This is a genomic window from Vibrio sp. 1CM8B, assembly GCF_023161685.1.
GTDB classification, from domain to species: domain Bacteria; phylum Pseudomonadota; class Gammaproteobacteria; order Enterobacterales; family Vibrionaceae; genus Vibrio; species Vibrio coralliirubri.
The window spans coordinates 51,160-63,734 of sequence record NZ_JALNTU010000005.1; the positions used below are offsets into that span (position 1 = coordinate 51,160).

The window sequence follows — 12,575 nt, forward strand, 5'->3', positions numbered from 1 at the left end:
TACTTCATGGTTATTGCTTAGGGTACTTTTGCTTACTCGCTTCTAACCAGTCGTGAATCAATTGGCGAGCGGATTCCGACGGCGGTGCATTTCGTTTTCCGCAGATTTGGTCTATTTCAAACGGAAAGGCTTTGCTCGGAACGCGACGTAAACCTATGGTTAAACGCTGAGGTTTGAGCATACGGAACACCACATAACGATCGCTCATGATTCGGTTGTGATACACGCCAATACAGTGCTTCTGCTCGATGCCTTCGTGTTCAAGATCGTAATAATCAGTAAGTGGATGAATGTTGTCATTACCGAGCAAAGGAACGGGGTAAGGGATGTCTTTATCCATTGGGCGATTGCCTTCCAAGCGACGTAATTGGCGTTGCTCCGTCCAGCGATCATGCAGTTGTTCAAACATCGCGAATGAGTTCTGACTGGTAATAGCGCGCAGTGGATCATCCATCTCCAAATCTTGCCCTAGCAATATCGCATCTTGGAACATCGCCATCTTCGACGGTGCATTAAGTCTACCCTCTTCCACCATTGCAATACCCAATCGACTGCCGGTTAAAAATGGGTGTACCTGATCCAAACGCAGTGCCGTGTAGCCAACCTTCGAGTAGTGCTTAAACTTAAGAACTCGTCTTTGCAGTGGTTCGAGAATGCGAACAATGTGGTCAAGTTCATCACCAACGTTGTAATGAAGCTCTAGCTTGTCGATGAATTTGAGTGTCGCCTTGCTGCCGTCTAAGCCCAACTTAGCAAGGATCTTCTTTTGCCCTAAGCGACTCAGTGCCAATGCTTTCTTGTTGTCGACGCTGTATTTCATGCAGATCAAAGCCAAAATAACAGGTCTTAATTCAAGCAATTGTGCGGCTTCATAGGTATTCGCTGCAAGCCACAGCATCTGGTATTGGTACTCTGGAAAGTCGTCGGTGATTTCACGATAACGCGCAGGCAATGAGTCTAACCAACGACCATTCACATCAAACTGTTCAACAAGGTTGAGGCTCAGCCCAATGCCCCCATCAAGCGGTCGTCTACCATCTTCAAACACATGAAAGCCGACAAGCTTTTGAGACCAGTCTCGGATCTCAATATCGTAGTCGAAACCTAATGTTCGAGTGGGAATGGTTAGTAGTGCTGTCATTGATGCCTCTTCGTTATTGGCGCATTGAACTATCAAGCCTATCTAACAGAATAAGCTAGCGCTTCAACCACTATATCAACCTTTTGTAAATTTCTTATCAATCAAAGCGATATAAATAAGATAGTGCTTAGAAGAACATTGAATGATGATTTTACGGAATATGAGATCTCTTCGATATCATTTGCGTCAACAGAAACTATGCTTGTTACATAACTCACAACAAGAGGCTTTAATTATGGATTACCGACATATTCTGGTCGCACTTGAACTGTCTGACGACACCAAGATTCTCATTGATAGAGCGACCTTCTTCGCTGATAAACTGGAGGCTGGCATTTCATTTGTTTATATCGATGGTACGCATGGAGAAATTTATCCAGAGCTCGTTGATATTCAGGGAAATGACGGTGATTTACCCATCAATGAAGATGCCGTTAAGCATTTGAAAGAGTTTGAAGCCTACGCCAAACACCCAATTAAGCACATTTTCGTGGGAACGGGTGATTTGAACGATAAGCTCAAAAATGCCATCGAAGCAAATGGCGTTGACCTATTGCTGTGTGGCCATCACCATGATTTTTGGCATAAGCTCATTTCCCATTCTAAACAGATCATCGATACTTCCCCTATCGATATTCTCGTTGTTCCTATGGAATAAATGCTGCAGTTCGACACTCAAAAATAGCCTGTATTGCCAACCTCTATCGGTATTATTGGTTGGCTTAATACCCTCTTCAACACCCTAAACCTGACCGAAATCTGCTATTTCCCACTTAGAATAGTCATTTGTGATCTTGTCAGCCTATCAACTCGTAAGCGTCTAATAATTAACAAATCGCCGAGTGAAAGTAATGAAAAAGATTGGTCTGTATCTTTTTACAAACGACTTAAGAATCAACGACAATGCGCTACTTTACCAAGCAAGCCAAATCGTCGATGAGCTCGTATGTGTCGTCGTTGAACCGATTCTGTCGCACTACTCTTCACTGTTCGCCCAAGAACAACAATACGGCGCTCACCGCACAGCTTTCATTTCACAATCGATAAGCGATCTTAAGATTAACCTGAGCGGCCTAGATCAAACACTCATCGTCCTTAAACAAGACCAAGATAAAAGCGATAACGTCAAAGATTCGCTCAACGAGATTATCTCTGACCTAAACGTCACTCACTTGTTTGCAAATGTTCATTGTGGCTACGACGAGCAACAGCTAGTGCAATCAACGTTGGCTGACTGCCCGAACTTAACTGCGATTCAAACTCATAACTCGACTCTGTTTGAGCTCGATGACTTCCCTTTTACGTTAGACAAGTTACCCCGCTCGTTTACTAAATTCAGAAAACTGATCGAACACTTGGCCGTCAATACACAAAGCTTGAACATAACGACGTTACCACCAGCACCAGACCTAACAATAACGTCACACTGTCACTTAAAAGCCTCCCTTTTTATGACGGGTGATTTGGCGAGCGAGCAAAGCTTTAAAGGCGGTGAAACATCGGGATTAATACATCTCGATCACTACTTCTCACGCGATTACGCGAGCCGCTATAAGCAGACTCGGAATGCGTTGGATGGCGTCGAGAACTCGACCAAGTTTTCACCGTGGCTCGCATCAGGTTGTGTCTCACCAAAAACAATCTGCAGACACCTCACGCGATTTGAGTCGCATCATGGTTCCAATGATTCAACCTACTGGATGTATTTCGAGCTGTTGTGGCGAGAGTATTTTTATTGGAAGTGCATGTCGTTGAAGTCATCGCTATTTTCGGGCTCATCCACAAATCCCGTTACAGCAGAAAATATCACTCCATCGGCAAACCTTAAGTTTTCCAAGTGGAAGAGCGGTAACACCAACTACCCGATTGTCGATGCATGTATGCGCCAACTTAATGCGACTGGCTACATGTCCAATCGCGGAAGGCAGATAGCCGCAAGCTGTTTGATTTACGAGTTGGGCGTAGACTGGCGACACGGCGCAGCCTATTTCGAAAGCCAGCTTGTCGACTATGACGTAGCATCTAACTGGGGAAATTGGGCGTATATCGCTGGGGCTCTCAATCAACCCTCCCGCAACAACCAGACGAAAAACCAATCACAACCTAAATCACGCCATTTTGATTTGGCCAAGCAGACTGAAATGTACGACCCAGACCATGCCTTCATCGATCAATGGACTGGCGGTAAAGCAGTCACAACAAGCCTCACAAACCAGGACGCATTATGAACTTTAAAACGGTACGACTTGTATTAGGAGACCAGCTAAACATTGAGCATTCATGGTTTCAACAAGTTGACGATGACGTTATTTACATCATTGCTGAGCTCAAACAAGAAACGGATTATGTTACATCTCACATTCAAAAAGTGGCCGCGTTTTTCTGTGCGATGGGTTACTTCGCTGACAGACTAAAAGAACAAGGCCATCAAGTACTCCACCTTACTCTCGACGACACAACGCAGTTTGAAGACCTAGACACACTTCTAAAGCACTATGTACACGAATTCGGCGCAGAGAAGTTTGAATATCAAAGGCCAGATGAATATCGCCTCTTAGAGCAGATGAACAAGCTCAAGCTGACCAATGCAACCAAAGGTTGTTGTGATACGGAGCACTTCCTCTTTCCATTCGAGGAGATCGAACAACAATTTCCGAAAGACAAACACATCATGATGGAACTCTTCTATCGCCGAATGAGAAAGCGTTTCGACATTTTGCTAGAAGACGGAAAGCCCGTTGGCGGCAAATGGAATTACGACGCGAACAATCGAAAGAAACTCAAGAAACAAGACATCGAAAACCTGCCTCAGCCTTTGATGTTTACCAATGACATAACCGACATTTTGCAGCGTATCGAGCGCCACCAAGTGCAAACCATTGGTCAAGTCGGTAGCCAATTATTATGGCCGGTGAACCGCGCACAAAGTTTGTCTTTGCTCGCTCATTTCTGCCAAGTCTGCTTACCGTTATTTGGGCAGTTTCAAGATGCGATGACTACAGAGCACGACTCTAAATGGAGCTTGTATCATAGCCGTATTTCGTTTTCGTTGAACAGTAAACTGCTGAGTCCTAAAGAAGTCATTGATGCAGCACTGTCGGCCTACCAAGCATCCAGTCATCGAGACAGTTCTTCAAATAAACCGAGCATCGACATTGCACAGGTCGAAGGGTTTGTACGCCAAATACTGGGGTGGCGAGAGTACATACGCGCCGTCTATTGGGCAAACATGCCTGCTTACGCCAACAAAAACCATTACTCAGCAAACAATAACCTGCCCCATTACTTTTGGGACGGACAGACCAAGATGAACTGCATGAAGCATGCGATTGACCAGTCTCTTGAGTGTGCTTACGCGCACCATATCCAAAGGTTAATGATCACTGGAAACTTCTGTTTAATCACAGGCATAGACCCTGACCAAGTAGACAGTTGGTACCTCGGTATTTACGTCGATGCGATTGAGTGGGTTGAAATGCCAAATACGCGAGGTATGGCACTGTTTGCGGATGGCGGGATCGTCGGAACCAAACCATACTCTGCCAGCGGTTCCTATATCAACCGCATGAGCGACTACTGCAAAGGTTGTCACTACAAGATAAAAGAACGCAGCGGCGAGCAATCTTGCCCTTTCAATAGCTTGTATTGGCGCTTTATGAACCAACACCGCGATGCGTTAAACCGTAACCCACGCATGGGCATGTTATATCGCTCTTGGGACAACATGGACGAGCAATCACAACAAGCGATTCTCGATACCGCGGAACAACGAATCACAAACTTGGAGAACTTATAATGGTGGAGCAACTCAGATTACACATATTGGTGGTCGGTGGGAGCGGCGGTATTGGTTTCGCTGTGGTTAAACACCTATTATCTGAGCTCTCTCGGTTTGATTTTCTTGATGTGCATGTAGACGCGACTTACCACTCTCAACAGCCGGAACTAGAAAACAATCGCTTGAGCTGGCACAAAGTCGACGCGACCAACGAAGCTGATATCAAGCGTTTGAGTTGTGAGTTTGAACAACTTGATTGGTTGATCAACTGCGTGGGTATGCTCCACACTCTAGATCTTGGGCCGGAAAAGAACTTGTCGTCTATCAACCCTGAATTTTTTCTGAAAAACATCTCTGTAAATACCCTACCCAGCTTGTTATTGGCAAAGCACTTCACGCCGATACTTAGAACGAGTGACAATCCAAAATTTGCTGTGGTATCCGCAAAAGTAGGTAGTATTTCAGACAACAGATTAGGCGGCTGGTATAGCTATCGTTCATCGAAAGCAGCCCTCAACATGTTCATCAAAACCATGTCGATCGAATGGCAACGCACCATTAAGAAAGGTACCGTGTTGGCTCTGCACCCGGGCACAACAGACACGGCTCTGTCGAAGCCTTTTCAGACCAATGTCCCTGAAGGCAAGTTGTTCGAATCGAGTTATGTCGCCCATCAGTTAGTCGATATCATTCGCACTGCGACACCGGACAAAAGTGGGCACTTCTACGCTTACGATGGCGAGCAGTTAAATTGGTAGTTAATACCAGTGGCCATCTTTCATTAGTGCTAAAAAAGAAAACCCAACAGAGTTGAGGCTCCATTGGGTTATTTTTTGAAAGAGCGCCTGACTTTTTAAGGCGTATGGTTGATATCTAGCTAAAGATCAAAACTGATCATCACGATTACTCAGCCCAATTGAACTTGGTATCGTCGACACCTTCTTTCTCTTCTTTAGCTCGCTCGCGTCGATGTTGTTCTTCAATTCGCGCAGCGTCTATCTCTTGCATAATGGCTTCGATATCGGCCAAATCGTCCGTTTCCGTAAACTCACCCGTTAGCTTGCTGTCTGGTTTCAAGTCACCTTTCTCGTACAGCGCCCACATTTCCTTGGCATACTCGGTTTTCGCCAATTCAGGAGCAAACTGAGCGTAATAATCACGGATGTTATTGATGTCGCGAGCCAGCATCCACTCAGCGTTGTTGTTCGCAGAAGCATCAACCGCTTGTGGTAAATCGATAATCACCGGGCCGTACTCATCCACCAATACGTTGAACTCAGACAAGTCACCATGGATCAAACCAACACACAGCATTTTAACTACGTAAGTCATCATCACAGCGTGGTCTTCGATCGCTTGCTCTGCTGACATCACCACATCGTTCAAACGTGGCGCAACATAACCGTCATCATCAGTCACTAGCTCCATAAGCAGCACGCCATCAAAGCAACCATAAGGCACAGGCACACGAACACCCGCTTCGGCCAGTTTATACAAGGCATCCACTTCAGCGCTTTGCCACACTTTCTCTTGCTGTTCTCGACCAAAACCAGAGCCTTTTTCCATCGCTCGAGCACGGCGGCTATTTCGGACTTTTCGGCCTTCACGATACGCGGTCGCTTTTTTAAAGCTGCGTTGGCTTATTTCCTTATATACCTTGGCACAACGGATCGTATCGCCGCAGCGCACAATGTACACCGATGCTTCTTTGCCACTCATGAGTTGGCTTGTCACCTCGTCGACTAAACCATCGTCAACTAAAGGCTGTATTCTTTTAGGTATCTTCATGCCGCCTTTATACATCACTTATCTTACAGATAGAAATATTAACTTGAGAAATGAATGACGAAACGATTAAAGGATCATCAAAATGATGACAAAGGAAGGAAATATAGGAGTTAATGGGTTTAGATCATGAAGAATGACCCGATCTGTTCAAAAGTATGAGACTAAGATTTATTACGACGACAACGTTCAGAACAGTAGATCACGTCATCCCAACAGCGCTGCCACTTTTTACGCCATGCGAAAGACTTGTGGCAAACAGGACATCTCTTAGTGGGTAAATGTGGCTTCTTGTGCATGGCTTTTCCCTTCTTGAAGCATCCACTTCCTGCGTTTACTAGAGATTCCCTATTACGTTCGTTCCTCACTTTAGGGAATGACGAAAGTAATACCAACAAATCTAGATTCCCTATTACGCTCGTATCTCTCTTTAGGGAATGACGAAGGCAATACCAACAAAGCTAGATTCCCTATTACGTTCGTACCTCACTTTAGGGAATGACGAAGGCAATACCAATAAAGTTAGATTCTCTATTAGGTTCATTCCTCGCTCTAGGGAGTGACGAAAGTAATACCAACAAAACTAGACTCCCTATTACGTTCGTTCCTCACTTTAGGGAATGACGAAGGTCATACGAACAAAACCTAGTTCTCTATGACGTTCGTTCCTGACTTTAAGGAGTGACAGCGTAGTAATTGATGACAACTCCCGACTCCGTCATCCTCGAGAAGGAGGAACGACTGAGTCGGGGATCTGCTGTATCAATGGCAAAGCTAGATTCCCTATTGCGTTCGTACCTCACTTTAGGGAATGACGATAATGAATACAGCTAAATCTATGTCACAACCTTGTACTGCTTCTCCATCTCACTCACACCTAAACCAGAGTGTTTTGTCACTTTAAGCTGAACGGGTACTCGCTCTTTCAGTGCTTCAACGTGGCTAATGACGCCAATCATCTTGCCTGATGCATTCAAGTTATCGAGCGCATTCAGTGCAATGTCCAATGTGTCGCTATCCAGCGTGCCAAAACCTTCATCTAAGAACAGAGAATCAATACTGGTTTTGTAGCTCACAAGATCAGAAAGCGCTAATGCCAACGCCAAGCTTACTAAGAAGCTTTCACCACCTGATAACGTCTTGGTATCACGCATCACATCGCCCTGCCATGTGTCGAGCACTTGCAGTTCTAAACCATCGTCGGCTTTACGTTTTAGCTCGTAACGACCATGCAAACGTTGTAGCTGCTTGTTCGCCAGATACACCAAGTTTTCCAACGTTAAACCTTGGGCAAACTTACGGAATTTATCGCCGTTCTTAGAACCGATAAGTGAGTTAAGACGTGAGATATCATCAAACTCGACCTGTTGCTCGTCGATTTTCTTGAACAAATCTTGCTGATTACTGCGGTTCTGGTTATCGGTTTCAAGATTGGCAGAAATTGCACCGATCTTTGTCGCATGGCTTTGTTGTGCGTTTTGACACTCAGTAGTCGCGTCTTCAACTTGCTGTTGGTCTTGCTCTTGCCATGCTTTCGCATTTTCGTGGTTTTGTAGCTCCACTTGTGCCGCTTTGGCGGTGTTCAACCTAGCTTGCGCACTGACAATCGCTTCGTCTAAAGACTTCTTCAGGCTTTGAAGTTGAGTTCTAACCTCTTCATCTAACAACGCCGCTTCAAAATGTACCTCATCTTCGAATGGGCTAGCTTTCAGTGCATCTAACCAAGCATTCGACGCTTGTGTGTGACTGGACTGCTTGCTGGTCAACTCTTCAGAGAAGCTAATGTGTTTGGTTTGCTCAGTTCGATGTTCCAGCTCGCAGCGGTTAAGCACCAACTGAGCGGCATCAAATGCATTTACCGCTTCAGTGACTTTTTGCTTCATCGCATTGCTGGTGGCTTGAATGTCTTTGTCACCAAACAACTCTGTTCTATCAGCCGTTACACGAGTAAGTTCTGACACTAAAGACTCACTCTGTTGCGTCAGTGTCGCGAGCTCTTTCTCAACACTGCTTAGCTTGTCGTCTAAGGTTTTCAATTCGGCATTTTGAGTAATCAGTTGCTTCTCAATATCGGCCTGTTGCTGTTTAGTTTGCTGCCACATGCTTGATGCTTGTGATTTCGCAGTAAACCAATCATCGATATGTTCTAATTCAGGCGCTTCGATAGCCGTTTGAACAATGCTCTCTTTCAAAGCACTCCATTGGTGCTCTTTCGCTTGAGTTATCTGAGTCACTTGCTCGTTTGCGACTTGGTTTTGCTTATTCAGATCCGCTAAGCGTTGCTCGGCTAACTCGAGATTAGATTGCGCCTTGTCAGCCATAACACTTACAGACAGGCGTTGTTTCTCAGCTTCGGCATAATGCGCTTTAGCATCAGCCAACGCTTTGAGTTGCTGCGCGTTCAGACTTAGTAGAAGTTCACACTGCTGTGCAAAGGTCGCGACGGCAGGTTCATTGCCTAAATCGTTAATCGTTAGCAGCGCCAGTTCAGGAGCCGTGTCAACGAAATCCGATAAGTTCTGTTGAAGCTTGCCGACAACGCCTTGCCAATTCATTTGAGCCTGCTGAATATCCGCTCGCGCACGTTGAATGTCATCGTTCAGCGCTGCAATCATAGGGGCAAGAGAATCTAATTGCTGACGATGCTCTTGGCCTTCTTTTTTTATAGCCGTTAGCTCTAGGTTTTCCGTTTCTTTTTGAGCAACCAAATTTGCAATATCTTGCGACTGTTCAATCGAATGCTCTGTTGAACCACACAATGGGCATTCAGACCCAGATTCTAGAGCTGCACGGTATTTTGCTAATTCGCCTTCTTGATCAATCAAACGCGTTAATCGTTCAAGCGAAGTCTCTCTCTCTTTATATCGCTCCACCAACACTTCACGCTCTTTCGAAAGCTTGTCGACCAACTGAGTGTTGGTTTGATGTGCCTGTGTTTTTGCGTGCAGCTGTTGCTGGGCATTTAGGAAACCACGATTGATCTCGATTAGTGAGTGGGTATTGCGGTTCCAAAACTCCAACAGATCTTTTTGCGCATTCAACACTTGCTCACTGGTGTTGCCTTGCAATGCTTCCCACTGTTGCTTTGCACTACTCTCTATCAAAACCAATTCAGCTAAAGTTTTATCTTGCGTTACTTTAGCGTCTTGCGCAGATTTGATGATCGTTTGCTGAGCATCAACCGCAGACAAAGCTTGCTTCGCTGAGTTCAGCTGTTCTGAATGCTGACGCTCTAGAGTACGAACTTGCTCGACCTTTGCTTGCCATTGACCTAGGTATTTTTCCAGGTGTTGGTCAGCTTGATGCGTATCTAGGTACTCAGTGCAGAGTTGATCTTGTTTCTTCAGTGCATCTGTTTTTTGGACTAAAACAACCTGTTGATTGCGCTGCTGCGTATGTTGCTCGTTTAGCGTATTCGCCGCATTAACGGCCGCCGTTTGCTTATCTTTGAGTACGGCAATTTGGTTATCGATCGGACGGACAAGATCGATGATCTTCTCTTGATCTTGTTGCTCGCTTTTTACCTGTTCGACAATAGCACTGCTTTGCGTCAGTTTAGTTTGCGCATCTTGCTTCTCTGCATCACGAACAGCAAGTAACTTGGTGCTGTTATCTAGGTAAGCTTGAGTAGTGTTCACCTCTTGTTCGCAACGCTTTAAATCTTTGTGCATTGGGCGCAGCTTTTCAGCCGGCTCACTGTTTGCCAAGCGCTCTAGTGACGGTTGGTTACGGTCTAGTTCATCTTGAGCGGTTTTCAGATCGTGCTCACTGGTCGCGATAGTTTGCTCAGCTTTAGTGACGTCTTTCCACCAGCTTAGATGCGCTTGCCACTCTTTTAACTGCTCGGCTAAACGCTTCTGCTCGACTTCTAACGTTTCACGCTCTGCGGTCAGCGCTTGGATTTGCTCTTCAGACAGTAAGCTCACCCCTTCTGCTTTCGCTTTAAGGTGATTAAGCGACTCTTCACTCGACTTGAAATGATCGTAGATACGCTCTGAAATCAGGCTATAGACTTCGGTTCCCGTCAGCTCTTCAAGTAGCTCTGCACGGTCGTTAGCATTGGCATTTAAGAACGCCGCAAACTCACCCTGAGACAACATGATGGATTTAGTGAAGCGTGAAAAATCGAGACCGGTTACCTGCTCCACCAACTTGGTTTTCTTGGTCAGCATGGTCTCTAAAACTTTGTCGGTGTCCGCATCCGCAAATTCGCACGTTGGCGTTTGCAATGCGCCATCGTGTTTTCCACGCGCTCGCTTTTGGTGGAAATTAGATCGGTACGTTTTACCTTGAACTTCAAATTCCAGTTCAGCAAAACACTCACCCGTGCCACGCGTCATTAATTCGTTGTTGCCTTTAGCTATGCTCTTTAAACGCGGTGTGCGGTGGAACAATGCCAAACAAATCGCATCAAGAATGGTGGTTTTACCCGCCCCTGTTGGGCCAGTAATCGCAAACAGACCATTTTCTGCAAACGGTGATTGGGTGAAATCGAGCTTCCAACGCCCTTTCAAAGAGTTCAGGTTTTCAAATTCTAGGCTTAAAATCTTCATACTGGTTACTCTTCTACTTTATTTGGTGTTTGAGCGCTTTCAGACACTTCAACCATCACTTGTTTAAACTTCACCGTCATTCGCTCTAAACGTGCTTTTTCAGAATCGGTTTCAAAATCTTCTAAAGCAATACGCTTCGTAAACACGTCCATCGGGCTCAGTTCAGATAAGGTTTCTGCCGACTCTTGCTCTAATGCTTGATTGCGACGCTCTCTTGCTCTGCGCAATTGAAGTACTTCCACATTCAATCCTTCGGTCAGTGCGCGCATACGTTCTTGTAGATCCGACAAGTAATCTTGCGCTTGCACTTCTATCGATAACCACACGCTTTGTTCGCTATCTAAACCTATGTATTGGTTCAGCTGAGATTCGATCTCGCTCAAGTCGCCTTTGATTTCAGCTAGAGGTTGGAATGTAGGAACAGGCAATTGAGAAATGGTGCGCTCACCTTCAACAAACTCAACAACACACACTTGTTTCTGAGATTTAAGTTCATCAAAACTTAGTGGGATTGGAGAGCCTGAATAACGAATGTATTCACGCTTTGCCACCACTTGTGGGCGGTGGATATGACCAAGTGCAATATAGTCTGCGTCTGGGAAGCCATCAGCGGCAAAACCATCAAGGTTGCCAACATAGATATCACGCACAGAATCCGATTGTTGGACACCCATCGCCGTTAAATGACCGGTAGCGATAATCGGCATGCGCTCGCTGTTTGCAAACGTCGCGCGCTTAGCAACCGCCGCATCATAAACACTTTGGTAGTGCTGTTTGATTGCATCGCCGAGTTGCTTCTGACGCTCAACGCCAGTGACGCCCGCCTGGCTGGTCAACACATCGCGAGGACGAATAAAAGGAATGGCACAAACCAGCGCTTCTACATCGCCGTTCTTGCCTTTTAGTTCGACAACCTGAGTCGCATGATCTTCATTGGTGTTTGGAATCACGTCTGCACCCATGTATTTGAGCAGCTGTTGGGTCTCTTTAAGCACAGAGACTGAATCGTGATTTCCACCTAACAACACCAATTGACAGCCGATCTTGTTCGAATCGACCACAAACTTGTTATACATCTCACGAGCGTAACTCGGCGGTGTACTGGTATCAAAAATGTCGCCAGCAACAATGATCGCGTCGATGTCGTGCTCTGTAACTTGCTCAAGTAACCATTGTAAAAACCGTTCATGTTCATTCTTACGGCTCTTATTGTAGAAGTTTTGGCCAAGGTGCCAATCGGACGTGTGAAGAATCTTCATTGCTGCTCACTGGAAGTCTGTAATACCTTTAATCTACCAAAATAGTCGAGATAATTCCC

At 45.5% G+C, this 12,575-nt stretch carries 9 protein-coding genes; 4 read left to right on the top strand and 5 right to left on the bottom strand.

Going from position 1 to position 12,575, the window contains the following annotated elements; genetic code table 11:
- Nucleotides 1-10: 10 nt before the first annotated feature.
- Nucleotides 11-1,141, bottom strand: coding sequence for a PcfJ domain-containing protein (locus MSG36_RS11645; protein ID WP_248367936.1), 1,131 nt, complete (start codon nt 1,139-1,141; stop codon nt 11-13).
- A gap of 235 nt (nt 1,142-1,376) precedes the next feature.
- On the opposite strand from MSG36_RS11645, the gene MSG36_RS11650 reads away from it, so the two are divergent.
- From MSG36_RS11650 to MSG36_RS11665, 4 genes are all read left to right on the top strand, one after another.
- Entirely contained in the window at nt 1,377-1,799 is a 423-nt protein-coding gene (locus MSG36_RS11650; RefSeq protein ID WP_017063967.1) for a universal stress protein, read from the top strand.
- Nucleotides 1,800-1,992: 193 nt separating this feature from the next.
- The gene (locus MSG36_RS11655) at nt 1,993-3,369 is read left to right on the top strand and encodes a DASH family cryptochrome (RefSeq protein WP_248367939.1); all 1,377 of its coding nucleotides are present in this window, start codon (nt 1,993-1,995) and stop codon (nt 3,367-3,369) included.
- A complete protein-coding gene (locus tag MSG36_RS11660; RefSeq protein WP_248367942.1) occupies nt 3,366-4,937 on the top strand; it encodes a cryptochrome/photolyase family protein in 1,572 nt (523 codons plus the stop codon). Before MSG36_RS11655 ends, MSG36_RS11660 begins: the two co-directional genes overlap by 4 nt.
- Entirely contained in the window at nt 4,937-5,677 is a 741-nt protein-coding gene (locus MSG36_RS11665; protein ID WP_248367946.1) for an SDR family oxidoreductase, read from the top strand. Before MSG36_RS11660 ends, MSG36_RS11665 begins: the two co-directional genes overlap by 1 nt.
- A gap of 145 nt (nt 5,678-5,822) precedes the next feature.
- On the opposite strand, the gene MSG36_RS11670 is transcribed toward MSG36_RS11665, so the two are convergent.
- From MSG36_RS11670 to sbcD, 4 genes are all read right to left on the bottom strand, one after another.
- Nucleotides 5,823-6,707: a PA4780 family RIO1-like protein kinase gene (locus MSG36_RS11670; RefSeq protein ID WP_029236383.1), complete on the bottom strand. Its 885-nt coding sequence runs from the start codon at nt 6,705-6,707 to the stop codon at nt 5,823-5,825.
- A gap of 161 nt (nt 6,708-6,868) precedes the next feature.
- A complete protein-coding gene (locus MSG36_RS11675; protein ID WP_248367949.1) occupies nt 6,869-7,003 on the bottom strand; it encodes a DUF2256 domain-containing protein in 135 nt (44 codons plus the stop codon).
- A 537-nt stretch (nt 7,004-7,540) separates the two neighbouring features.
- Nucleotides 7,541-11,257, bottom strand: a complete 3,717-nt coding sequence (locus tag MSG36_RS11680) for an AAA family ATPase (protein WP_248367952.1) — start codon at nt 11,255-11,257, stop codon at nt 7,541-7,543.
- Between the two features lie 5 nt (nt 11,258-11,262).
- Complete coding sequence (gene sbcD / locus MSG36_RS11685) at nt 11,263-12,516, bottom strand: exonuclease subunit SbcD (protein WP_248367955.1); 1,254 nt, start codon at nt 12,514-12,516, stop codon at nt 11,263-11,265.
- Between the last annotated feature and the right edge of the window lie 59 nt (nt 12,517-12,575).

Excerpts from the sequence above, each read along its gene's own strand:
- MSG36_RS11645 (WP_248367936.1), bottom strand. The coding sequence starts at position 1,141 with ATGACAGCACTACTAACCATTCCCACTCGAACATTAGGTTTCGACTAC.
- MSG36_RS11650 (WP_017063967.1), top strand. The coding sequence starts at position 1,377 with ATGGATTACCGACATATTCTGGTCGCACTTGAACTGTCTGACGACACC.
- MSG36_RS11655 (WP_248367939.1), top strand. The coding sequence starts at position 1,993 with ATGAAAAAGATTGGTCTGTATCTTTTTACAAACGACTTAAGAATCAAC.
- MSG36_RS11660 (WP_248367942.1), top strand. The coding sequence starts at position 3,366 with ATGAACTTTAAAACGGTACGACTTGTATTAGGAGACCAGCTAAACATT.
- MSG36_RS11665 (WP_248367946.1), top strand. The coding sequence starts at position 4,937 with ATGGTGGAGCAACTCAGATTACACATATTGGTGGTCGGTGGGAGCGGC.
- MSG36_RS11670 (WP_029236383.1), bottom strand. The coding sequence starts at position 6,707 with ATGAAGATACCTAAAAGAATACAGCCTTTAGTTGACGATGGTTTAGTC.
- MSG36_RS11675 (WP_248367949.1), bottom strand. The coding sequence starts at position 7,003 with ATGCACAAGAAGCCACATTTACCCACTAAGAGATGTCCTGTTTGCCAC.
- MSG36_RS11680 (WP_248367952.1), bottom strand. The coding sequence starts at position 11,257 with ATGAAGATTTTAAGCCTAGAATTTGAAAACCTGAACTCTTTGAAAGGG.
- sbcD (WP_248367955.1), bottom strand. The coding sequence starts at position 12,516 with ATGAAGATTCTTCACACGTCCGATTGGCACCTTGGCCAAAACTTCTAC.